The organism is Anaeromyxobacter sp. Fw109-5, assembly GCF_000017505.1.
In the GTDB taxonomy this organism is placed as follows: domain Bacteria; phylum Myxococcota; class Myxococcia; order Myxococcales; family Anaeromyxobacteraceae; genus Anaeromyxobacter.
This window is the reverse complement of the sequence record NC_009675.1, coordinates 3,498,179-3,521,285: the sequence shown is the minus strand read 5'-3', so window position 1 is coordinate 3,521,285 and position 23,107 is coordinate 3,498,179. Positions and strand designations below refer to the sequence as shown.

The 23,107-nt window shown below is 75.8% G+C and carries 17 protein-coding genes and 1 pseudogene; 10 read left to right on the top strand and 8 right to left on the bottom strand.

The window, feature by feature from the left end; all coding sequences use genetic code 11:
• Nucleotides 1–23: 23 nt before the first annotated feature.
• A complete protein-coding gene (locus tag ANAE109_RS15495; protein WP_012097832.1) occupies nt 24–989 on the top strand; it encodes a hypothetical protein in 966 nt (321 codons plus the stop codon).
• 105 nt (nt 990–1,094) lie between these two features.
• Here the strand turns inward: ANAE109_RS15495 and ANAE109_RS24225 are convergent.
• Nucleotides 1,095–2,021: pseudogene (locus tag ANAE109_RS24225) on the bottom strand (hypothetical protein).
• 397 nt (nt 2,022–2,418) lie between these two features.
• Between ANAE109_RS24225 and ANAE109_RS25565 the strand changes: the two are divergent.
• On the top strand, nt 2,419–2,778 hold the full coding sequence (locus ANAE109_RS25565) for a hypothetical protein (RefSeq protein ID WP_200860864.1): 360 nt from the start codon (nt 2,419–2,421) through the stop codon (nt 2,776–2,778).
• A gap of 64 nt (nt 2,779–2,842) precedes the next feature.
• Here the strand turns inward: ANAE109_RS25565 and ANAE109_RS15475 are convergent, their stop codons facing one another.
• The 5 genes from ANAE109_RS15475 to ANAE109_RS25335 all read right to left on the bottom strand — a co-directional run bounded on the left by ANAE109_RS15475 (nt 2,843) and on the right by ANAE109_RS25335 (nt 8,321).
• Complete coding sequence (locus ANAE109_RS15475; protein WP_012097830.1) at nt 2,843–3,694, bottom strand: putative selenate ABC transporter substrate-binding protein; 852 nt, start codon at nt 3,692–3,694, stop codon at nt 2,843–2,845.
• 220 nt (nt 3,695–3,914) lie between these two features.
• Complete coding sequence (locus ANAE109_RS15470; protein WP_012097828.1) at nt 3,915–5,627, bottom strand: ABC transporter permease; 1,713 nt, start codon at nt 5,625–5,627, stop codon at nt 3,915–3,917.
• Nucleotides 5,624–7,147: a LysR substrate-binding domain-containing protein gene (locus tag ANAE109_RS15465; protein WP_012097826.1), complete on the bottom strand. Its 1,524-nt coding sequence runs from the start codon at nt 7,145–7,147 to the stop codon at nt 5,624–5,626. The genes ANAE109_RS15470 and ANAE109_RS15465 overlap by 4 nt, the downstream gene beginning before the upstream one ends.
• A 48-nt stretch (nt 7,148–7,195) precedes the next feature.
• Nucleotides 7,196–8,140 (bottom strand): aldo/keto reductase, encoded by a 945-nt coding sequence (locus ANAE109_RS15460; RefSeq protein WP_012097825.1) that lies wholly within the window; start codon nt 8,138–8,140, stop codon nt 7,196–7,198.
• A gap of 31 nt (nt 8,141–8,171) precedes the next feature.
• On the bottom strand, nt 8,172–8,321 hold the full coding sequence (locus ANAE109_RS25335; RefSeq protein ID WP_158305897.1) for a hypothetical protein: 150 nt from the start codon (nt 8,319–8,321) through the stop codon (nt 8,172–8,174).
• 112 nt (nt 8,322–8,433) lie between these two features.
• Between ANAE109_RS25335 and ANAE109_RS15455 the strand changes: the two genes are divergently transcribed.
• Nucleotides 8,434–11,028, top strand: a complete 2,595-nt coding sequence (locus ANAE109_RS15455) for an ATP-binding protein (RefSeq protein WP_012097824.1) — start codon at nt 8,434–8,436, stop codon at nt 11,026–11,028.
• A 173-nt stretch (nt 11,029–11,201) separates the two neighbouring features.
• On the opposite strand, the gene ANAE109_RS15450 is transcribed toward ANAE109_RS15455, so the two are convergent.
• Complete coding sequence (locus ANAE109_RS15450; protein WP_012097823.1) at nt 11,202–11,930, bottom strand: DUF72 domain-containing protein; 729 nt, start codon at nt 11,928–11,930, stop codon at nt 11,202–11,204.
• 319 nt (nt 11,931–12,249) lie between these two features.
• Complete coding sequence (locus tag ANAE109_RS15445; protein WP_012097822.1) at nt 12,250–12,501, bottom strand: hypothetical protein; 252 nt, start codon at nt 12,499–12,501, stop codon at nt 12,250–12,252.
• Between the two features lie 250 nt (nt 12,502–12,751).
• Here ANAE109_RS15445 and ANAE109_RS15440 point away from each other — a divergent pair, with 250 nt between their 5' ends.
• The 7 genes from ANAE109_RS15440 (at nt 12,752) to ANAE109_RS15415 (ending at nt 23,052) form a co-directional block, all read left to right on the top strand.
• Nucleotides 12,752–13,615 (top strand): DUF2760 domain-containing protein, encoded by an 864-nt coding sequence (locus ANAE109_RS15440; protein WP_041448388.1) that lies wholly within the window; start codon nt 12,752–12,754, stop codon nt 13,613–13,615.
• Entirely contained in the window at nt 13,612–15,474 is a 1,863-nt protein-coding gene (locus tag ANAE109_RS15435; RefSeq protein ID WP_012097820.1) for an Hsp70 family protein, read from the top strand. Before ANAE109_RS15440 ends, ANAE109_RS15435 begins: the two co-directional genes overlap by 4 nt.
• 3 nt (nt 15,475–15,477) lie before the next feature.
• Complete coding sequence (locus ANAE109_RS15430; protein ID WP_012097819.1) at nt 15,478–18,288, top strand: Hsp70 family protein; 2,811 nt, start codon at nt 15,478–15,480, stop codon at nt 18,286–18,288.
• A gap of 132 nt (nt 18,289–18,420) precedes the next feature.
• Nucleotides 18,421–20,595, top strand: a complete 2,175-nt coding sequence (locus tag ANAE109_RS15425; RefSeq protein ID WP_012097818.1) for a bifunctional alpha,alpha-trehalose-phosphate synthase (UDP-forming)/trehalose-phosphatase — start codon at nt 18,421–18,423, stop codon at nt 20,593–20,595.
• A gap of 26 nt (nt 20,596–20,621) precedes the next feature.
• Nucleotides 20,622–20,780, top strand: coding sequence for a hypothetical protein (locus ANAE109_RS25560; RefSeq protein ID WP_200860863.1), 159 nt, complete (start codon nt 20,622–20,624; stop codon nt 20,778–20,780).
• Nucleotides 20,781–20,987: 207 nt separating this feature from the next.
• Nucleotides 20,988–21,812: a DUF1206 domain-containing protein gene (locus ANAE109_RS15420; RefSeq protein ID WP_158305896.1), complete on the top strand. Its 825-nt coding sequence runs from the start codon at nt 20,988–20,990 to the stop codon at nt 21,810–21,812.
• Between the two features lie 160 nt (nt 21,813–21,972).
• Nucleotides 21,973–23,052: a YihY/virulence factor BrkB family protein gene (locus ANAE109_RS15415; protein WP_012097816.1), complete on the top strand. Its 1,080-nt coding sequence runs from the start codon at nt 21,973–21,975 to the stop codon at nt 23,050–23,052.
• Nucleotides 23,053–23,107: the final 55 nt, after the last annotated feature.

Sequence of the window (23,107 nt, the reverse complement as noted above, 5' to 3'; positions counted from 1 at the left end):
AGGGCGCGGGCTAGATCGGCGACGTGCCGGAGCCGCTCGCCGCCGACCTCGTCGCCGCCGCAGACTGGAGCGTCGCCGCGCGGAAGCGCTGGCTCGCGGTGGCGGTGCGCGGCCGCGACGGGCGCTGGCGCGCGGGCGGGGCGCGTCCCGTCGGACGGGCGGAGACGCTCGTCGCGCGGCTGTCGCGCCGCGCCGGGACGCGGCGCGCCGCCCTCGTCGGGCTCGACTTCCCCGTGGGCGTCCCCGCCGCCTACGCGGAGCGCGCGGGGATCGCGGCGTTCCTCCCGTGGGCGCGCGGCCTCGGCGCCCCGCCGTACCACGCGTTCTTCTCGCCGGCCGCCACGGCGAGCGAGATCACGCTCCACCGGCCGTTCTACCCGGTCCGCGCGCGCCGCCCCGGCCAGCACCGGCAGGCGGAGCTGTGCGCCGCCCTCGCGGTTCCGGGGATCGACGCCCTCCGGCGCGCCTGCGAGCGCGCCCGTCCCGGGCGGCGAGCGGCGGAGGCGCTCTTCTGGACCGTCGGCGCCAAGCAGGCGGGCAAGGCGGCGCTCGCGGGCTGGAGAGACGTCGTCCTGCCCGCGCTGCGCGAGGGGCAGGCCGTGATCTGGCCCTTCCACGGCGAGCTGCTGACGCTGCTGCGTCCCGGCGCGGTGGTGCTCTCGGAGATCTACCCCGCGGACGCGTACGGCCGGCTCGGCGTTGCCCGCGTCTCCAAGCGGGATCCGCGCTCGCGGCGCGAGGCGTGCGCCGCGCTCCGCCGCTGGCTCGCGCGAGCGGGGGTGGTCCCGTCGCGCCGGCTCCTCGGCCAGCTCGCCTCCGGCTTCGGCCCGAGCGCGGCGGGAGAGGACCCATTCGACGCGGTGGCGGCGCTGCTCGGGATGCTGGACGTGGTGCTCGGCCGGACCGAGCTCCACGAGCCGGTGGATCCGATGGCGCGCTCGGTCGAGGGCTGGATCCTCGGGCTCGAGGCGCGCGATCCGCGAGGGTGAGGCAGCATCCCCCCCCCCGGGCTCGTGCTTCGACGGTTCGCCGCGCATCCGCCGCGTCGCCGGAAGGTGCTGCGGCCGGACTTGCTCCCGTTCCGCCGACCGCGGTCACGGTCCCCACAGGGCCTGCTGCGGCGCTGGTGGCGCCCCGCCGGCATCTGGCGTCGCCCCGGCGACGCCTATGCGACGGAAACGGGCCATGTGCTCGCGCCCGTAGGTCTGTTCGGCGTGCAACAGGTTATGGGGCTTGCAGGCGAGCCGGACGTTGTCGAGAGTCGAGGGACCCCCCAGAGCGTGGCCTCGCGGAGCACCGCCGCGAGATCGCCGTCCGGGATCTTGTGCGAGAGCAGCGCGGTGAGCGTCTCGAGGTCCTCCTTGCAGGACGCGTCGATGGTGACCCGCAGCGACCAGTCGCTCTCGCTCGGCGCGGGTCTCCGCCCGCGCCTTCGGGCGAGGCGGGTCGAGTGGGGCGGAAACCGTGGCCGGCGACCCACCAGCAGCCGCCCGAGGCACGGGGATCGCCTCCTGCGGCTCGGCAGGTCCGGCATCCACTGCCGCCAGCGGCAGCGCCGGGGCGCTCGCGGCTGAGGCGCGGTCGGGCAGCTTGCGCACGCCTGTCCGCGGAGCGGTGCGCGCCTGGAGCGAGGCGACGAGGTGATCCACCTCGGCCTTGGTGCGGTAGGCGGCCCGGGCGACGAGGTCGGGCAGGTTCTCCTCGGTCAGCACCTGGCCGAGCAGCTGGACGGTGGAGATGCAAAGGCGGCCATCCCGAAGCGCGCCCTCGAGACTGGGGAACCGGCGCAGCACCCGCATCGCCTGGATGCGTCGCCCGGCCGCGCCCTCGCGAAGGTGGAGCACCTCCAGGCAATACGCCCAGAGCGAGGGGTAGCCGGCGTCCACGTACGCGCGGCGGCGATCGAACTCCTCGAGGTGGAGGAGGAACTCGACCTGGACGTCGCGCTCCTGGCCTGCGAGCTCGCGCAGGCGCTGGGCGAGGAGGGTCGAGTCGAGGGCGGAAGGGGCGACAGCGGGCATGGTGCACCTCCTGTGCACCCTTCGTAACACGCGATTTCGGCCCCTTCGGATACGCGCCAGGATCGTGCCTGCGCCGTTTTCCGGGCCAGCCCCTCGCCGTCCACGCGGCGCGCCGGACGCGCACGGCGCGGCCTGCCTGCGCTCGCGAGGTACGTGCTCTCGACGTACCGCGGACGTCGGAGCGCGTTTCGCCTCGAACCTCGTCAAGAGGGCAACGTTCACCCACCGCAACTGGGACTCGCGTGGCTCGCAGGAGCTATCGCTGGAGACAGCAAGAACTATTCGTGAATGTCGCCGCGCAACGGGAACGTGCGTGCGACATCCTCGGACCTGCGCTGCCCGCTGCCCAATCCTCGCGCCGACGCGGGCGAAGACCCGCCGCGTGCGATGCGCGGAGGTGCACGCCGGGAACCGAGCGCTTCTCCCCTCGATGCCCGAGCCCCCGTCTGCGTACGGGCGACGGCACACGACCTGCCCGCATGCGCGTGCTGCCGCCGTGGGATGTGATGAATCGAGAGACCCCGACCGCGACCCCGACCCCGACCGCGACCCCGACCCCGACCCCGACCTCGACCTCGACCCCGACCCCGACCCCGACCCCGACCCCGACCGCGACCTCGACCCCGACCCCGACCCCGACCCCAACCGCGACCCCGACCTCGACCCCGACCCCGACCTCGACCTCGACCCCGACCCCGACCCCGACCCCGACCTCGACCCCGACCTCGACCTCCACCCTCGCACGAGCGGATCGTGAACGGAGCCGCTCGCCCCGAGCTCGTCGAGGGGCGAGCGGTCGTGCGGCGCGACCTGGGAGGCGGTCAGTCCTTCAGCAACCCCGCGGCCCGGGCGGCCTGCTCGATGGCCGCGTAGTTCTCGGGCGAGGTGGGGATGAAGCGCTTCGCCCGCTGCAGCTCCAGGATCTCCGCGTGCTCCGGGTTCGCGGGATCGAGCGCGAGGAAGGCGGCCCGGATCTTCTCGACGAGCTTGGGGTCGAGGTCACCGCGGACCGTCCAGTTGTAGTCGTGGTACTCCGGCGTGGTCCACAGCACTCGCACCTTCGACGGGTCGATCTTCCTCTCGTCGACGAGGCGCTGCCAGATCGACTCGTTCAGCGCGCCCGCCTCCACCTTGCCGGCCTCCACCCACTTCGCCGTCACGTCGTGCGCGCCGGAGTAGGCCACCCTCGCGAAGTCGCGGTCGGGGTCGATCCCGTTCTGAAGCAGGAAGTAGCGCGGCATGAGGTGGCCGGAGGTGGAGCTGACCGAGCCGAACGCGAACGTCGCGCCCTTCAGGTCCTGCAGCCGCTGGGCCTTCGAGGCGGCGGGCACGATGAACTTGGAGTGGAAGCGGGCGTCCTCCTCGCGCTGGACGAGGGGGATGGCCGTGCCGGTCCGTCGCCGTGCCTGGACGAAGGTGAAGCCGCCGTACCAGACGAGGTCGAGCTTGCCCGCGGCGAGCCCCTCGACCGTGGCGGCGTAGTCCGTGACGGGGGTGAACTTCACGGGACGGCCGAGCTGACGCTCGAGGTACTTCCCGAGCGGCCCGAACTTGCGCTGCAGCTCGGTGGGGGACTCGTCGGGGATGGCGGAGACGCGGAGGGGCTCCTGGGCCATGCCGGCGAGCGGGAGGAGGGAGAGGGTGACGGCGAGGATGCGCGTGAGGCGGTGCATGGAACGCTCCGGCCGCGCTGCGGAGGACCGCGCGGCGTACGTGGGCTTGGAGACGGCGCGAAGGGTGCTCGGATGCTCGGAGGCGAACTCGCCTCCCGCCGGGACGGCCTCAGCGGTCGAGGGGGACACGACGCTCGATGCGCAGCACGCGATCACCTCCTCTCGCCGGGACAGGTGCATCGCACGGCCGGGCCACGGGCGCAACCCACGGCGGGGGCGTTCACCAGGCGTCCGCCATCACCGGCGTCTCGGGCGCCCGGCGCGCCTCGGCCGGCGGGCCCTCCAGGATGCGCCGGCGGATGGCGCCGGAGAGGAGATCCACGCCGGTGACGAGGAGCACGGTCACGGCGAGCAGCGTGAGGGTGCGGTGGTGGTGGAAGAGGTTGAGCGACACGTGGAGGAGCCCGCCCAGCCCGCCCGCGCCCACGACGCCGAGCACGGCGGACGCGCGGATGTTCACCTCCCAGCGGTAGAGCGTGTAGGCGACGAGCTGAGGAAACGCCTGCGGCAGCACCGCGAAGATCGAGGCGGCGGCGTCCCCCGCGCCGGACTCGCGCAGGGCGGACGACGGGGCGAGCGGCACCTCCTCGAGCGCCTCGGCGTAGAGCCGCCCGAGGACCCCGGCGGTGTGGATCCCCAGCGCCAGCGCCCCCGCGAACGGGCCTAGACCGACAGCGAAGATGAGGACCAGCGCCCAGAGCAGCTCGGGAAGGGTCCGTCCCAGGTTCATGAGACCGCGGGCGAGCCAGGCGGCGGCGGCGACCGCGGCGCGGCCGGCCGCGGACCCGCCGGCCGAGCCATCGACGGCGTGGATCCGGTACGCCGCCGGGTACGCGAGCAGGAGGCCGACGAGCGCGGCGATCGCGGTGCCGAGCACGCTCGTGGCGAGCGTGACGAGCGCGGCCGGCGCGAGCTGGCGCAGGAACGCCGGGTCGAGATCGGGCGGCCACATCGCGCCCGCGAGCGCGCCGACGCTCGCGAACGCGCCGGGGGAGAGGACGTCCCTCCAGGAGAGCGCGAGCACCCGCGCCGCGCCGAAGGCCGCGACCACCCAGGCGGCGACCGCGACGAGGCGGAGGCGGAGCGCCCCCAGCCCGAGCGGGAAGAGGCCGCGGCTCAGGTGGATGCGGCGGCGCACCCGCTGGGAGAGGAGATCCACGCCTGCCACGAGGGCGAAGAGCGCGATCACCATCGCGGCGACCTCGTCGTAGGCGAACATCTTGAGCGAGAGCTCGAGCTGGACGCCCACCCCGCCGGCGCCGACCAGCCCGAGCACGGCGGCGGCGCGCAGCGCGCAGTCGAAGCGATAGAGGGCGTACGAGGCGAGGAGCGGGAGGGTGGAGGGGAGGACGCCGAAGGCGAAGGCGCTCGCGGGCGGCGCGCCCGCGCCCGCGAGCGCCGCGGCGGGCGCCCGGGGCGCCGACTCGAAGATCTCGGCGAAGACCTTCCCCAGCACGCCCGCGTAGCCGATCCCGATGGCGAGCACGCCGGCGAGCGGCCCGAGCCCGAAGGCGCGCACGAGCACGAGCGCCCAGACGAGCTCCGGCACCGAGCGCATCAGGTTCAGCGCGACCCGCGCGGCGAGCCAGGCGGCGCGGCGGGGCCACGGCGTCCGCTCGCCCCCCGCCGAGAGCACGCGCGGGGAGGCGGCGAGGAACGCGAGGGGGGCCGCGAGGGCGAGCGCGAGCGACATCCCCAGGAACGCGATGGCGACGGTCTCCGCGAGCGGACGGACGAGGAAGGACAGGAACTCGGGGCTGTGCGCGGGGGGCCAGAAGCCGCGCACGAGGTCGCTCATGGCGCGGCGGGCGTCGGCCGCGAGCAGCGCGCGGAGGTCGCCGTCCACGAGCCGGTACGAAAGGCCGACGGCGGCGGCGAGGGCGAGGCCCGGCCAGGAGAGGAGCGCCGGGAGCGGCGGGCGCCGCGGGCTCATGCGCGCCCCGCCGCGTGCGCGAGCGACGCGCGGGCGACCTCGACGAAGCGGCGGGCCGCGGGGCTCGGCGCGGCGCCGCGCCGCCACGCCACGAAGAGTCGCCGCGGGATGCGCACGCCCTCGAGCCGGAGCACGCGCAGGTGCCCGTGCTCGAGCTCCTCCCTGACCGCGAGGCGCGAGGTGAACGCGACGCCGACCCCGGAGAGGACCGCGGCCTTGAGCCCGGCCAGCGTGCCGACCTCGAGCGCCACCGCGGCGGGATCGAGGGGGACGCCCAGGTTGGCGAGGTGCTCCTCGACGACGACGCGGGTGCCCGAGCCGGCCTCTCGCTCGACCCGCGGGAGGCGGGCCGCGTCGGCGGGCGAGATGGGCTCCGGGGAGATCCCCTCCAGCGCCGGCGAGGCCACGAGCACGATCTCGTCCTCGACGAGGTCTTCGTAGTGGAGCTCGGGGTGGGGGGAGCGCGCCCCGACGAACCCGACCTCGATGCGGCCGGCCAGGAGGTCCGCGGTCACCTCCGCGGAATCCTTAACCGCGAGGCTCACCCGCACGCCCGGATGATCCCGCACGAACGCGCGCAGCGCGCGGGGGAGCACGAACTCGCCCGGCGTGTTCGAGGCGCCGAGCGCGAGCACGCCGGCGGGCGCGGCGGGGCTCGCGGCCGCGGCCGGAGCGGCGGTGGGTGAGCGGGGCGCCGGCGCCCCGCGGCGCGAGGCGTACAGGCGCGACAGATCGTCGAGCGTGAGCGCCGCGGTCGGCTTGTCGAACGCGAGCGCGCCGTCCCGCAGGCCGACGACGCGCGTCACCACCGGGAGGAGCGGCTCCAGGCGGTGCGTGGTCACCACGAGCGTGCGCCCCGCGAAGGCGCGCGCGAGGAGCGCCGCGAGCTCGGAGGCGCGGGTGGGGTCCACGGAGGCGATGGGCTCGTCCGCGAGGGCGATCTCGGGATCCTGGTACAGGGCGCGCGCGATGGCGACCCGCTGCTGCTCGCCGCCGGAGAGCCGGTCCACGCGGTCGTGGAGGCGGCCGGCGATCCCGACCTCGGCGAGCACGGCGGCGACGCGCGCCGCCTCTTCGCGCGAGACGAGCGAGGCGAGCGCCCGCGCGAGCGACACGCGCCCGAGCCGGCCCGCGACCACGTTCTGCATCACGCTCGCCTGCGGCACGAGGTGGAGCTGCTGGTGCACCGTCCCGATGCGGGCGCGGAGGCGCCGCAGGGCGCGCGGCGAGAGCGCCGCGACGTCGTGGCCCAGCACCGCCACCGAGCCGCACGAGGGCGCGAGCGAGGTGGCGAGGAGCCGGAGGAGGGTGGACTTGCCGGCGCCGCTCGGCCCGACCACGGCGACGCGCTCGCCCGCGCAGATGGCGAGCGAGAGGGGCTGGAGCGCCTCCCGCTGCCCGTAGCGCTTCCCGGCGCCGGAGAGGGTCAGCGCGGGCGGCGCGGCGGGAGCGCTCAGCGGTCGCTCGTCACCGCCGGGGCCGGCGCGGCGCGCGGCGCGTCCTGGGTCGTCGAGGGTCATGGACCCCCGGTCTTTAGCGGGGGCCCGAGGCCGCCCGCAAGCGGCGGATCAACGCACCGTGCTCTCGGGGGTGGGGTGCGGGTTCCACCACACCTCGCCCTTGCCGCGGATGGCCTCCGCCGCGCGATCCCGGGTCGCCGCGAGCTCGGCCGCGGTCATGGGGCGGAAGGCGGCAGCCGCGTCGAAGGCCGCGTCCTGCTCGTTCGGGAACGAGAGCCCGAGCAGGGCGACGTCGGGGTCCAGCGTGAGGGTGTAGCGAAGGCACTCCGCGACGGACAGGTGCGGCAGCACCGGGCGCGCGCCGTCCTCGCCGCCGGACGACACCTTCCCGCGCGGCCGCTTCGAGAGGGGCCGGCCGTAGCCCTCGGTGTCGGCGACGAGCTTCCCGGCGCCGAAGGTCTTGAAGCAGATCGTGCCCACCCCGCGGGACCGCGCCGCCGGGAGGAGCTCGTCCACGTAGCGCGGATGGCAGTACGGGCCCACCGGAAACATGACGACGTCGCAGAGCCCCGACGCGATCGCGTCCGCGAGGACGTCCGGGTGATGCGACGAGATCCCGCGGAGCCGCGCCCGCCCGCGCGCGACCTCCGCGCCGAGCTCCTCCATCGCGCCTCCGCGCGACCTCGCTCGCGCCCACGCCGCGGGCTCCGAGCAGGAGTGCAGGACGAGGAGGTCCACCGACGGGAGCCCGAGCCTGCGGAGGCTTTCGTCGAGCTGGGGCGCGACGGGCCGATCGAGGTGGTCGATCTTGTCCACCAGGAAGACCGCCTCGCGACGTCCCCGGAGCGCCTCCCCCACGATCTCCTCCGAGTAGCCGTCCTCGTACATGGGCGCGGTGTCGACGACGTTCAGCCCGGCGTCGAGGGCGCGCCGGAGCGTGGCGACGCAGCGCTCCTTCGGCACCGAGCGGTCGGCGAGATCCCCGGCGCCGAGCGCGGTGGCGACGAAGCCGGTGCGCCCGATGGCCCGGCGCGGGGAGAAGCGGTGGCTCATGGCGGGATGCTAGCCGCTCCCGGCCTCCGCGCTACTCGAGCATCCCGAGCAGCATCACCGCGAAGAACACCGGCACGAGGATCGCGACGACGCCGCCGACCACGAGCGCGACGATCACGGCGGCGCGAGCGGGGCCACGCGCGGGCAGCTGTCCCTCGGTCGAGCGACGGAGCGAGATCACGCCCGCAGTCTAGCAGGTCGAGCGTGGAAACCAGTCGACGATGGGGCGCCGGCGAGGCGGGCGCTCGCTTGATGTCGCCGGGGCGAGGTGGTCGAATGCGCAGGTGCATCCGATGTTCGCGAGCCTGCGGGTTCGCCTGCTCTTCCTCGTCCTGGTCGCCGTCCTGCCCGCCCTGGGCATCCTCGCGTACTCGGCGCGCGAGCACCGCCGCCTGCTCGAGGCCTCGGCGGAGCAGGAGGCGCACGCCATCGCCCGGCTCATCGCCGAGCGGAACGGCCGCCTGATCGAGAGGGCCCGCGGCGTGCTGCTCGGCATGTCCCGGCTCCCGAGCGTCCGCGCGGGAGACGGGGAGACGTGTGCGCGCGACGTCGCCCCGCTCGTCGCGGCGACGGTCGAGCTCGGGAGCCTCGGGGTCGTCTCGCGCGACGGCGACTACTTCTGCCGCGGCGCGGGGGGCCGCCAGGTCAACCTGCTCGACCGCGAGCACGTCAGCGGTCCGCTCCAGTCCGGCGAGTTCACCGTCGGGCGCTTCGTCGTCTCTCGCTCGCGCGGCGTGCCGACCCTCGGCCTGGGCCTGCCGGTGCACGACGACGCGGGGCGGATCTCGTCGGTGGCCATCGCGATGCTCGACCTCGAGGCGCTCCAGCGCGATCTGGACGCGATGGAGCTCCCGCCCGGCGGCGCAGCGGCGATCCTCGATCGGGAGGGGACCGTCCTCGCCGCGCGGCCCTTCGACGCCCGGCTCGTGGGGACGAAGCTCCCGGCCGAGCTGCACGCGCGGGCGGTGGCCCACGCCGGGGTGATGCGGGCCTCCGGCCCGGACGGGATCGAGCGGATCTTCGGCTTTCACTCGGTGTCGGTGGCGGCGGGACCGGCGGCGCTGCACGCCGTGGCGGGGATCACCGTCGCCACCGCGTACGCTCCCGTGAACCGCCTCCTCCTGCGCACGTTCCTCGCGTTCGGCGCGGTCGCGCTGCTCGCGCTGCTCGCCGCCGGGTTCGCCGGCGAGCGGCTCCTCGTCCGCAAGCTGCACGCCCTCATGGCGGCGGCGCGCCGCATCGCCTCCGGCGACTACACGGCGCGCGTGGGTCTCGAGCCCGGCCGCGAGGAGCTCGGGCAGCTCATCCGCGCCTTCGACGAGATGGCCCACTCGCTCGAGGCGCTCTCGCGACAGAACCGGCTCATCCTCGACGCCGTGGACGAGGGGATCGTCGGCATGGATCGGGAGGGGCGCATCGTCTTCGCGAACCCCGCCGCCGCCCGCCTGCTCGGGCGGAGCGTCGAGGAGCTCGTCGGCCAGCACGGGCACGACGTCGTCCATCCGACGTACGCGGACGGCACCCCCTTCCCGACGTCCGAGTGCCGCATCGGCGCCGCCATGCGCGACGGGCTGGTCCGGCACGGAGCCGACGAGGCGTTCCGCCGGGGTGACGGCAGCATGTTCCCCGCCGAGTTCGTCGCGTCCCCGCTGCTGGACCGCGGCGACATCGTCGGCCTCGTGCTCGCGTTCCGGGACGTGGGCGAGCGGCGCCGGCTCGAGGAGCAGCTCCGCCACGCCCAGAAGATGGAGGCGGTGGGGCAGCTCGCCGGCGGGGTCGCCCACGACTTCAACAACCTGCTCACCGCGATCCTGTCGTTCGCGCGCCTCGTCGAGGAGGCGCTCCCCGCCGGGCACGAGAGCCTCCCGGACGTGCGCGAGATCGTCGCCGCGGCGGGGCGCGCCGGCACGCTCACGCGACAGCTGCTCGCCTTCAGCCGCCGCCAGCGCCTCGCCCCCCGCGTGGTCGATCTCGCGGAGGTGGTGCGCGGGATGGAGGAGATGCTGCGCCGGATCCTCGGCGAGCGCGTCACGCTGGAGGTGGAGGCCCGCGCGCCGGGGACGGTGGTCGCGGATCCCGGTCAGCTCGAGCTCGCGGTGCTGAACCTCGCCGTGAACGCGCGCGACGCGTCGCCGGAGGGCGGGAGGGTCGTCATCGCGGTGGAGGAGCGCTCCGCCGCCGAGGCGGCCGAGGAGGGGGTCTCGCTGCCGCCCGGGCCGCTCGCCGTGCTCGCGGTGCGGGACGGGGGTGTCGGCATGGACGAGGCGACTCGGGCGCGCGCCTTCGAGCCGTTCTTCACGACGAAGCCGGTCGGCCAGGGCACCGGCCTCGGCCTCTCGACGGTCTACGGCATCGTCTCGCAGAGCGGCGGCGCGATCCGCGTCCGCTCGGCGCCGGGGGAGGGCTCCGAGTTCCGGCTCCTGCTGCCGCGCCACGCCGAGCCGCTCGCGCCGGAGGCGCCGCCTCTGCGGGACCCGCCGGCGAGGGGCGGCGAGGAGACGATCCTGCTCGTGGAGGACGACGCCGCCATCCGCGCCGTCGCGCGGCGCACGCTGCTCGGGGCCGGCTACCGGGTCCGCGAGGCGGGCTCGGCGGAGGAGGCGCTCGCCGTCGCCCGCGGCGCCGGCGCGCCGCTCCACCTGCTCGTGTCCGACGTGATCCTCCCCGGCCGGAACGGGTGGGAGCTGTCCCAGGCGCTCGCGCGAAGCCTTCCGGGGCTGCGCGTCCTCTTCGTCTCCGGCTACGAGCGCCACGCCTCGGGCGTCCCGCTCGTGCCGGCCGACGCGCCGCTGCTCGCGAAGCCCTTCGCGCCGGCGGAGCTGCTGGCCGCCGTCCGCGCCGCGCTCGACGCGCCGGAGCGGACGGCGACCGAGAGCGACGCCGCCTGATGGCCGCGATCACTCGGGTCGAGCCATCCCGCTCGCCCTTCCCCCGAGCCTGCCGAGGGGTCGGGGCGAGCGGATCAAGAAATGCCGCTCCCGGTGAGGCTGTGTACGAACCGCGAGCCAGCCGGATCGACGCAAGCGGGCACGCCCATGAGCTCGACCCGACGCGCCCGGCCTCACGGCCCCTGCGCCGCCGGGAACGGCTCGGCGGGGGCGACGAGCGCCGCCATGCGGAGGGCGTACTCGGGTCCGCGCGCGGCCTCCTCGTGCCTGAAGAACACGAAGGCCTCCCCCCACCGCTGCGCGAGGATGCGCCCCGCCCAGCGGGCGAGGTCCTCGGCGCCGTACTCCGAGCGGCGCAGGCGCAGGTAGCCGAACGGCGCCGTCGGCTCGAGCGGGGTCGCCGCCTCGTCCGTGTCCGCGGCGCACAGCGCGGCGCCGGCGTCGGCGAGGGTCTGCAGGACGTCCTCGGCGAGCCAGCTCTCGTGGCGGAACTCGAACGCCGCCCGGACGCCGGGAGGGATCACCTCGACGAGCGCCCGGAGCCGCGCGACGTCGCGCTTCGCGGTGGGCGGGAGCTGGAAGAGCACCGGTCCGAGCGCGGGTCCGAGGGCGGCGGCCGCGCCGAAGAAGCGCGCCACGTCCTCGCCGACCGCCTCGAGCCGCTTCTCGTGCGTGATCCGCCTCGAGGCCTTGAGCGCGAAGACGAAGCCCTCGGGCGCCTGCGCTCCCCAGAGCGCGAGCGTCCGCGCGAGCGGCATGCGATAGAAGGTGGCGTTCACCTCGACGGCGGCGAGCCGCGCGGCGTAGTACGCGAGGAACCGGGACGCGGGCAGGTCGCGGGGGTAGAAGCGGCCCTTCCAGGCCGGGTAGCTCCACCCGCTCGTCCCCGTGAGCACGCGCACCGCTCAGCGATAGGCACGGGTGCGCCGAGGCGCCGCCCCTCGCGGCGGGTCCGCTCCGGCAGGTGGTCCCCGCGCCGCTCGCTCAGGCTCCTAAACGACCGTGCGGGGTTCGGAAACAGCGCGGCGAAGCCGCGCCCGCGGGACGGCGCGCGAGCCCCGAGCCATGCGAGGGGCGAAGCGCGCCCGGGCCCCGCGTAGCAGAGGTGGGGCCCCGACGAGCTTCGCTCGGCGGGGCGGGGGCGCAGCCCCCGTCAGAACATGGCTAAACCATGGCGTGAGTCGCGACACCCGAAGGTGATCGCGAATCACGAACCATGGTTTAGCGCTCCGCGTCGCGCGCGCCCTCGCGGAGCTCGCGCCCCGCGTTCCTGCCCTGGCGCTTCACGTCCTGGCCGGCTTCCTTCAGCTCGTCGCGGGTCTTCTCGGCGCGCTCCTCCATCGTCTGGTTCCCGGGCTGGAGCTCCTTCAGCTCCTTCTTCGCCTCGCCCCGGCTGTCGAGATCCTTCCGGTCCTCGCAGCCCGCGATCCCGAGTGCCGCGATCATGAGCGCCGCTCCGAACAGCTTCGTCATCGTTCCCCTCCCTGGGCCGTCCGTCGGCCTCCTGAAAAGCTGCGAACCGCGTGGGAAGCGAGGCATCCCCCGGCGGCGGTACCCAGGCGAGCTTGCGAGCGGCCCCTCGGTGGTCCGCCCCCGAAACTCCTTTCCCTCCGCCCGGGAACGGGTGCACCTTTTCCACTTTCGAATCTCCGCTCCCGCGCTCGGCCGGCTCGCCAGGGCGCCGCGCTCCGCGGGCTGCGCTCATCAACGCAAGGTGAATATCGTGCAGGGTCCCGACATCTCGCCCATCCAGCGCCTCGTCCTCGCCTTCTACGCCTTCTTCGCGATCCTCTTCCGAGCCGACGTCGCGGCCGCCGTCTATCGCGTGCGCGAGGCGCGCCGCGCAGGCGCCCTGCTGCCGGAGCCCGCTCCGGCGCCCGGTCCCTCCGCGCGGATGGCCGAGCCTCCCGCCGCGCCCGCTCCGGCCCCCGCACCCTCCGCGAAGCCGGCCGCGGCCCCCGCCGGCCCGCAGCCTCCGGCGGCGACCGTGCACGAACCCGCGACGGGTGGACCGGCGCAGGTGAAGGGGCCGGCCGCGACCAGGCCCGCCGAGCTCGCGAAGCCTGCGGAGGCCGCGAAGCCTGCGGAGCTCGCGAAGCCTGCGGAGCTCGCGAAGCCTGCGGAGGCCGCGAGGCCTGCGGAGGTCGCGAAGCCGGCGGAGGTCGTCAAGCCGGTGGAGGCGCCGAAGCCGGTCGAGCCCGTGAAGCCCGATCCTCGCGCCGCGCTCCAGCTCCTCGCAGTGCTCCAGCGGGAGGGCCGGCTCGTGGACTTCATCGAGGAGGACCTCGCCGGGTTCCCTGACTCGGCCATCGGCGCCGCCGCACGCACCGTTCACGCAGGGTGCAAGCGTGCCATCGAGGAGTACTTCCGCCTGGAGCCGGTGCTCCGCGAGCCGGAGGGCGCGCGCGTCACCGTCGCCACCGGCTTCGATCCGACCGCCATCCGCCTCACCGGCAACGTCGTGGGCAAGCCGCCGTTCCAGGGGGCGCTCCGCCACCACGGCTGGCGCGCGCGCGAGGTGCGCCTGCCGCCCGCGAAGGACGGCGGGGACCAGACGCTGGTCGCCCCCGCCGAGGTCGAGCTGTGACCCTTGCGGTCGGCATCGACCTCGGCACGACCCACACCGCGCTCGCGCACCGACCGATCGAGGGCGACGGCGCCGTCGAGGTGTTCGAGATCCCGCAGCTCGTCCGGCCGGGTGACGTGCGCGGGCGCGCGCTGCTGCCGTCCTTCCTCTACCTGCCGCACCCGCAGGAGCTGTCGGCCGACGACGCCCGGCTGCCCTGGACGGCGGAGCCTCCCTCCCAGCTCGTCGGCGAGCTCGCGCGCAACCTGGGCGCGCAGACGCCGATCCGCCTCGTCTCGTCGGCGAAGAGCTGGCTCTCGCACGCCGGGGTGGATCGGCGCGCCGCGACCCTGCCGGCGGGCGCCCCTCCGGAGGTGCCGCGGGTGTCCCCCCTCGACGCCTCGGCGCGCTACCTCGCCCACCTGCGCGACGCGTGGGACCACGCGATGGCGCAGGGAGACCCGGCGCGCGCCCTCGCGGCGCAGCGCGTGACGCTCACGGTGCCCGCCTCCTTCGACGCGGTCGCGCGCGAGCTCACGGTGGAGGCGGCGCGCCAGGCGGGCCTGAGCGAGGTGGTGCTCCTCGAGGAGCCGCAGGCGGCGCTCTACGCCTGGGTCGACGCGATGGGCGACCGCTGGCGGAGGGAGGTGCGCCCGGGCGATCTCGTGCTCGTCGTGGACATCGGCGGAGGCACGACCGACTTCAGCCTCATCGCGGTCGTCGACCGCGGCGGCGATCTCGGGCTCGAGCGCGTGGCCGTCGGCGACCACATCCTGCTCGGCGGCGACAACATGGACCTCGCCCTCGCGCACGCGCTCTCGGAGAAGCTGGCGCGCGAGGGGCGGAAGCTCGATCGCTGGCAGCTCCTCGCGCTGACGCACGGCGCCCGCCAGGCGAAGGAGGCGCTCTTCGCCGATCCATCGCTCGCCTCGGCGGCCGTGGCGATCCCCGGGCGCGGCTCGTCGCTCGTGGGCGGGGCCCTCCGGAGCGAGCTCACGCGCGAGGAGCTCGTGGGCGTCCTCGTGGACGGCTTCTTCCCGCGCGTGGACGTCGGAGCGCACCCGCTCGCGGCGAGGCGCGCGGGCCTCACCACCCTGGGGCTGCCCTACGCGTCGGATCCGGCCGTGACCCGCCACCTGTCGGCGTTCCTCACGCGGCACCGGGCCGGGCTCGCCGGCGCCGCCGCCCCGGTTCCCCTCGCGGGCGAGGCGTTCCTGCACCCGACCGCCATCCTCTTCAACGGCGGGGTGACGAAGGCGGAGCCGCTCGTCGCGCGGCTCCTCGAGGTGGTCGGCGGCTGGCTCGCGACGGAGGGCGCGCCGCCGCCGCGCGTCCTGCCCGCGGCCGATCCGGATCTCGCCGTCGCGAAGGGCGCGGCCACGTACGGCCGCGTGCGCGCCGGCCACGGCATCCGCATCCGCGGCGGCACGGCGCGCGCCTACTACGTCGGGGTCGAGGCGGCGATGCCCGCGGTCCCCGGGCTGCCGCCGCCCATCCGCGCGGTCTGCCTCGCGCCGATGGGCATGGAGGAGGGGACGACCGTCGACCTGCCCGGAGAGGAGATGGGGCTCGTCGTGGGCGAGCCGGTCCAGTTCCGGCTGTTCGGGACCACGAGCCGGCGCGAGGACCGCCCGGGCGACGCGGTCGAGGACGAGACCGAGCTCGACGAGGGGCCGCCGGTGGAGGCCACGCTGCCCCCCGACGGCCGCGCGCCGGGCGAGGTCGTGCCGGTGAGGCTCCGTGCCCACGTGACGGAGATCGGGACCCTGGAGCTCGAGTGCGTCGACCGGGGCGGCAAGGCCTGGCGGCTGGAGTGGAACCTGCGTCAGCCACCCGCGGGAGCCGCCGCGCCGGAGGCGGAGGCGGGCGCGCCGGCATAGGCCATGGCGGGGGAGGCGCGCTACCTCGTCGGCGTCGATCTGGGCACGGTGAACTCCGCGCTCGCCGCGGTGGATCTCGCGCGCGAGGGCGATCTCGCCGCCGCGGTCGAGCACTTCCCCATCGCGCAGCTCGTGGCGCCCGGCGAGGTGCGCGAGCGCCGCCTGCTCCCGTCCTGCGCGTACCTGCCCGGCCCGGAGCTCGCCGCGGACGCCATGCGGCTCCCCTGGGGCGACCGGCCCGTGGTGGTCGGGGAGCTCGCGCGCGAGCAGGGGGCGCGCGTCCCCGGCAGGCTCGTGACGTCGGCGAAGAGCTGGCTCGCGAACGCGCGCGCCGATCGGACCGCGCCGCTCCTGCCGTGGGGCGCGCCCGACGGCGTGCCGCGCCTCTCGCCGGTGCAGGCCTCGGCGGCCTACCTCGCGCACCTGCGCGAGGCGTGGGACCACCGCCACCCCGGCGCGCCGCTCGCGGAGCAGGAGCTGGTGCTCGCGGTGCCGGCCTCCTTCGACGAGGTCGCGCGCGAGCTCACCCTCGCCGCCGCGCGCGAGGCGGGGCTCGGGCGGGTGACGCTCATCGAGGAGCCCTCGGCGGCGTTCCACGACTGGGCGAGCCGGCACCGGGCCGCGCTCGCCGCGGCGGGCGCGGGCGAGATCGCCGAGGACGTCCGGCCCATCGCGCGGGGCGGGATGGTCCTCGTCGTGGACGTGGGCGGCGGCACCACCGACCTCACCCTCGTGCGCGTCGAGCTGCGCGAGGGACGGCCGGCCTTCACGCGGCTCGCGGTGGGCGACCACCTCCTGCTCGGCGGCGACAACGTCGATCTGGCCCTGGCCCGGGCGGTCGAGGCCCGCCTCGGTGAGCGGCTCGACGCGAGCCGGTTCGCGTCGCTCGTGCTCGCCTGCCGCCTCGCGAAGGAGCGGCTCATGGAGGAGGGCGGGCCGGCGCGGCTCCCGGTGGCGGTGGTAGGGCGGGGGAGCCGGCTCGTCGCGAGCGCGCTCTCGGCGGAGGTGACGCGCGAGGAGGTGCGGCAGGTCTTCCTCGACGGCTTCCTGCCGGCGACGGCGGCGGACGAGCGGCCGCGGCGCGCCCCGCGCACGGCGGGCCTCGCCGAGCTCGGCCTGCCCTACGAGCCCGATCCCGCCATCCCCCGGCACGTCGCCGCGTTCCTGGCCACTCACGCCTCCGAGGCGGGCGCGCGGGGCGGCCTCGCGCGGCCGGACGCGATCCTCGTGAACGGCGGGGTGTTCACGCCGCGCGAGGTGCGGGACCGGCTCGCCGGGATCGTCTCGTCGTGGTTCCCGCAGGCGCCGCCCGTGCCGGTGCTGGCGAGCCCCGCGCTGGACCTCGCCGTGGCGCGCGGCGCTGCGTACGCGGCCCTCGTCCGGCGCGGCATCGGGTTCCGGATCGGCGGCGGCAGCCCGCGCGCGTTCTACGTGGGGATCGCCGCGCCCGAGGGAGCGCGCGCGCTCTGCGTCGTGCCGCGCCACCTCGAGGAGGGGACGCGCGTCTCCGTCCCGCGCCCGTTCGCGCTCGCCCTCGGGCGGCCGGTGCGCTTCCCGCTGTTCGCCTCGGCGCGGGCGCGCGTCGAGCGGCCCGGGGACGTGGTGGAGGTGAGCGACGACCTCGTGCCGCTCCCACCGGTCGAGGCGGTGCTCCGCGCCGAGGGCGCGCCGGCGGGCGAGGTGCCGGTGCGGCTCGAGGCGGCCCTCACCGAGATCGGAACGCTCGAGCTCTGGTGCGCGGCCACCGACCGCGAGGCGCGCTGGAAGCTCGAGTTCTCGCTGCGGGGCCGGCAGGCCGATGGGGAGCGGCGCGCCGACGGCGCGCGGGAGGGACGCGGGGAGGTGGGCCAGGCGCCCCGGAAGCTCGAGGAGGCGCGGGCGCAGGTCGAGCTCTTCTACGGAAGGAAGGCGCCGGTCGAGCGGAAGGAGGTGAAGGGGCTGCTCCGCGCCCTGGAGAAGCTGCTGGGGCCGCGCGAGGGCTGGTCCACCCCGCTCGTGCGCGAGCTGTGGGCGGCGCTGCACGCCGGGCGCGCGCGGAGGCGGCGGAGCGCCGACCACGAGCGGGTCTGGCTCCAGCTCACCGGCTACTGCCTGCGCCCCGGGTTCGGCGCCCCGCTCGACGCGTGGCGCGCGGCCGAGACCTGGGCGGTCTTCGGCGAGGGGCTCCAGTACCAGGCCGACCCGCGCGCCTGGGCGGCGTGGTGGGTGATGTGGCGCCGCATCGCCGGCGGCCTCGATCCCGCCGCGCAGGGGAGGCTCTTCGAGTCCCTCGCGCCGTTCCTCCGCCCGCGCGATCCGCGCAAGCCGCCGCCCAGGGTGCCCGGCGTGAAGCCGGAGGCGGTCGACGAGATGGTCCGCCTCGCGGGCGCGCTCGAGCGCGTCGAGCCGGCCCGCAAGGTCGAGGCGGGAGCGTGGCTCCTCGCGCGGCTCGCGGACGAGGGGCCCGCCCCGCACCTCCTGTGGTCCCTCGGCCGGCTGGGCGCCCGCGTGCCGTTCCACGCGAGCGCGCACCTCGCGGTGCCCGCCGCGACCGCGGAGGACTGGATCGCGCGGCTCCTCGCGCTGCCGGTCTCGCGGCGAGAGCTGGTCTTCCCGCTCGCCCAGCTCGCCCGCCGCAGCGGCGACCGCGTGCGAGACGTGGCGGACGACGTCCGCGCGCGGGTGATCTCCGCGCTCGCGGAGGGCGGCGCCCCCGCGGAGACGGTGCGCGCCGTGCGGGAGGTGGCCGAGGCGAGCGCGGAGGAGGAGCAGCGCATCTTCGGCGAGAGCCTGCCGGCGGGGCTGCGGCTCGTCGAGGAGGAGCCCGCCGCATAGAGGCCGCACCATCCGGCGCGGGGACTCGAGCGCCGGGTGAACGTCCGCCCGCTCGCCCCCTCTCCGGGGCGAGCGCAGCCTGGCGGCCAGGCCTTACCTTCTGGACGACCGCCGCCGCTCCGGCGGACCGAGATGCCCCGGCTCCTCATCGTCTCGAATCGCCTGCCCGTGACCGTCAAGGCCGAGGGCGGTGCACCGTCCGTCACCCCGAGCACGGGCGGCCTCGCGACCGGCATGAGCGGGCCGCACGAGCGGCTCGGAGGTCTCTGGATCGGCTGGCCCGGGGAGCTCGGGGGGGTGTCCGGCGTCGGGCGGGCGGAGCTCGAGCGGAGGCTGGCCGAGCTCCGGCTCGCGGCGGTGCCGCTCTCCGCGGAGGAGATCGCGCGCTACTACGAGGGCTACTCGAACGCCGTCCTGTGGCCGCTCTTCCACTACTCCGCCGCGCGCCTCCCGCAGGAGGTGCGGGACTTCGACGTCTACGAGGCGGTGAACGCGCGCTTCGCGGACGCCGTCGCCGAGCGGTACGAGCCGGGCGACCTCGTCTGGGTCCACGACTACCAGCTCATGCTCGTGCCGGAGCTGCTGCGCGAGCGGATCCCCGACGCGCGCATCGGCTTCTTCCTCCACATCCCGTTCCCGTCCTCGGAGATCTTCCGCATCCTCCCGCAGCGCGAGCGGATCCTCGAGGGCCTGCTCGGCGCCGACCTCGTGGGCTTCCACACCGCCACGTACGTGCGCCACTTCGCGTCCTCGGTGCTCCGGCTGCTGGGCGCCTGGACCGAGGTGGACCGGATCGCCTGGCGCCACCGGGAGGTGCGGCTCGGGGTGTTCCCCATGGGCGTGGACGCGGCGCAGCTCGGCAAGCTCGCCGAGACGCCCGAGGTCCGCGCCGTGGCGCACGCGCACCGGGTCCCCGGCGAGCAGCTCCTCGTGGGCGTGGACCGGCTCGACTACTCGAAGGGCATTCCCCGGCGCCTGCTGGCGTTCGAGGCGCTGCTGCGCACGCACCCGGAGCTGCGGGAGCGCGTGCGGCTCGTGCAGGTCGCGGTCCCCTCTCGCGAGAACGTCGAGGCGTACCGCGAGTACCGCGACGAGGTGGACGCGCTCGTGGGCCGCCTCCACGGGGAGTTCGCGACGCCCGCGTGGTCGCCGATCCACTACCTGTACCGCGGCCTGTCGCAGGCGGAGATCGTGGCCCTCTACCGCGCCGCGGACGCGGTGCTCGTCACCCCGCTCCGCGACGGCATGAACCTCGTCGCGAAGGAGTTCGTCGCCTCCCGTCCGGACGGCGACGGCGTCCTCGTGCTCTCGGAGTTCGCCGGCGCGGCCGCGGAGCTCGCCGAGGCGCTCGTGGTGAACCCCTACGACGTGCAGCGGACGGCGGCGACGCTGCACCGCGCCCTCACGATGGCGGAGGAGGAGCGCCGGACGCGCATGTCCATCCTGCGCGGGCGGGTGCTCGGCTACGACGTGCACGGATGGGCGCGGGCCTTCATCGGGCGGCTCGAGCAGATCCGCCGGCAGCCGGAGGAGCCCGGCCCGACGCCGCCGCAGACGCTGCGCGCGGCGGTCGAGCGCGCCCGGGCGGCCCAGCGGCTCGCGCTGCTGCTCGACTACGACGGCACCCTCGTGCCGTTCGCGCCGACGCCCGAGCTCGCGGGGCCGGATCCCAGGCTGCTCGACCTCCTGCGGCGGCTGGCCGCGCGCCCGCGGACGCAGGTGGACGTGGTGAGCGGCCGCTCGCGCGGGACCCTGGAGCGGTGGCTCGGAGCGCTCCCGATCGGCCTCCACGCGGAGCACGGCTTCTGGTCGCGCGCGCCGGGCGGGCTCTGGGTCGGCGCCGAGGTGCCGGTCGCCGGCTGGCGCGAGCCGGTGCTCGCCATCCTGCGCGAGTTCGCCGAGCGCACGCCCGGCTCGGTCGTCGAGGAGAAGACCGCGGGCGTCGCCTGGCACTACCGCAGCGCCGACCCCGAGTACGGCGCCGCGCAGGCGAAGGAGCTCACGCTCCACCTGCAGACGCTCCTCTCCAACGTGCCGGTCGAGATCCTCCCCGGCGCGATGGTGATCGAGGTCCGGCCGCACGGGATCCACAAGGGGCGCGTGGTCGCCACGGCGCTCGCCCGCGCCGGTGAGGGCGTGCTCGCCGTCGCCCTGGGAGACGATCGAACGGACGAGGATCTCTTCGCGGCGCTGCCGACGGGGAGCATCGCCGTCCACGTCGGCTCCGCGTGGAGCCGCGCGCCGCTGCGGATCCCCGACGTGCGGGCGGCGCGGGCGTTCCTCGAGGAGATCGCGGACGCCAGGTGAGGGCGGCGCGGGTATGATGACCGGGCATGCTCCGCGTCAGCTGGCCGCTCGCCCTGCTCCTCGCCGCCGTGATCGCCATCGTCGCGCGGAAGCCGCGGCTGTTCGTGCCGGTGGCGATCGTGTTCGTGGTCTGGTTCCTCGTGCAGTCCGCCTCCGCCCGCCGCACGCGGGCCCGGCGGCGCTGACGCGTTGCGCCCTTCGACCGGGGACGCCACGTTGAAGGCGTGGCGACGATGGACGTACGGCCCGTGGGGGACGCGACGGACCCGGGCAGAGCTGGGACGATCCCGGCGCGGCGGCCGCCAGGCCGCGGCTCCCTCCCGCGTCGTGCCGCGGCCGTCCTCGAGCGCGCCAGCCGTCGCACCGTGCGGCGCGCGCGGCGGCTCGCGTGCGTGCCCGCCGTGCAGGTGGCCGCGCGGGTCGGGTTCCTGGGCAAGACGGTGCTGTACGGGGTCGTCGGCGCGCTGGCCCTCCAGACCGCGCTCGGCCTCCGCGGCGGGCGCACCATCGACGTGAAGGAGGCGCTCCTGGTCCTCGACGTGGGCGCCGCGGGCCGCGCCACCACGGTGCTCGTGGGTGCGGCGATCGCGATCCTCGGGGGCTGGTTCGTCCTGGACGGGCTGGCGAACCCGCTCCGCGCGCGGGCGGGGCGGCTGCAGGCGATCTCCCGCGTCGGGCAGGCGATCGGCGGCGCCGGCTACGTCGCGCTCGGCGCGCTCGGCATCCGGCTCGCCCTGGGGGAGGGCATCGGCCCGAGCGGCGATCAGCTCGCGCGCGGCTTCGCGGCGCGGGTGCTCGAGCAGCCCACCGGACCGCTCGCCATGGGCGTGATCGGCGTCGGCGCCATCGTGATCGGCGTGCGTCAGGCGCGCCTCGGGGTGACGCACGCCTCCCTCGAAACCCTCGACCTCGAGCGGTTCTCCGCGGGCTTCCGCCAGCGCGTCGCCGCGGTGGCCGCGCTGGGCTTCGGCACCCAGGGCGCGATCTTCGCGCTGGTGGGGGCGTTCCTCGTCCAGGCCGCGTTCGAGCGGCAGCCGCTGGAGGCGACCGGAACGGGAGGCGCGCTCGCGGCGCTGGCCCGGAAGCCGTACGGCACGACGCTCCTCCTCTCCGCGGCGATCGGCCTGCTCGCCTACGCGCTGTACGCGGGCCTCGAGGGGGCGCTCAAGCGCATGCCGCAGCGCGAGGGGAAGTCCAGGCGGGCGGCCGCCGCCTGACGCGCGGCGCAAGGCGACCGGCAGCGCCGGATGCACATCGTTGGATGGAGCGGGCTACAGGCTACGGCCTCAGGCTACGGGTACAGCTTCTCCCGAAGCCCGGCCTGAAGCCTGACGCCCGCGACGACGGGGGTGCGCGGTGCGGCTGCCAGGGAAGGGGATGAGCTGGAAGGAGTTCGGCAAGGGGCTCAAGGAGGAGCTGTCGAAGGACCAGGTCACGGACATCGCCGCCACGGTGACGTACTACGGCGTCCTCAGCCTGTTCCCGTTCGTGCTCTTCCTCGTGGCGCTCGCGAGCGTCGTGATCGAGCCGTCCGACGCCGAGCGCATGGTCGAGGAGCTCGGCCAGGTGGCGCCCGGGGCGGTCACGCAGATCATCGGCGACCGCATCCGCCAGCTCGGGGCGGAGCAGAACGTGAGCCTGCTCGGGTTCGGGGCCGTGGCGGCCCTCTGGGCAGCGTCGGGCGGCGTCACCGCCGTCATGCGCGCGCTCAACACCGCCTACGACGTGAAGGAAGGGCGGCCGTTCTGGAAGGTGCGAGGCATCGCGATCCTCATGACGCTGCTGGCCGGTGCCCTCGGGCTGATCGCGGCGCTCGTCGCCATCGCCGCTGCTCCGCTGGCGGAGGCCATCGGCGGGCCGCTCGGGACCGCCATCACCTGGCTGCGACTCCCCGTCGCCGGCCTCGTCATGATGCTGCTCTGGGCGCTCGTCTACTACGTCCTCCCCGACGTCGAGCAGCGCTTCCGCTTCATCACGCCGGGCTCGGTGTTCGGGGTCCTGGTGTGGGTGCTCGCGTCGTGGGGCTTCTCCAGGTACGTCACGAGCTTCGGGAGCTACGACAAGACCTACGGGTCGCTCGCGGGCGTGATCGTCCTGCTCCTGTGGATGTGGATCACCTCGCTCGTGCTGCTCGTCGGCGCCGAGGTGAACGCGTTCATCGAGCACCGGTCCGTCGAGGGCAAGCGGCAGGGGGCCAAGCGGAAGTCCGACGTCGGCCTGGCGCCCGCCGCGGCGATCCCCGGCAAGGAGCCGGTCCCGACCGGCGCCGCGCCCGAGGCAGCGGCGGTGGCGGGCACCGCCCCGACCGCGGAGGCGGCCCTCGCGCGCGCCGGCGTGAGCGGCGCCCCGCGCGGGCGGGCGCCAGCGGGGCGTCAGGACCGGCCGCGGCTGCGCGGCGTCATGGCGATCGCGACCGGCTTCATGGCCGGCGTGCTGGTGGCGCGGCGATCGTACTGACGGCGAGCGGCGCGCCGTCGCCCGGCAGGTCTCCTCCCGCGGGACGTGCGCCGCC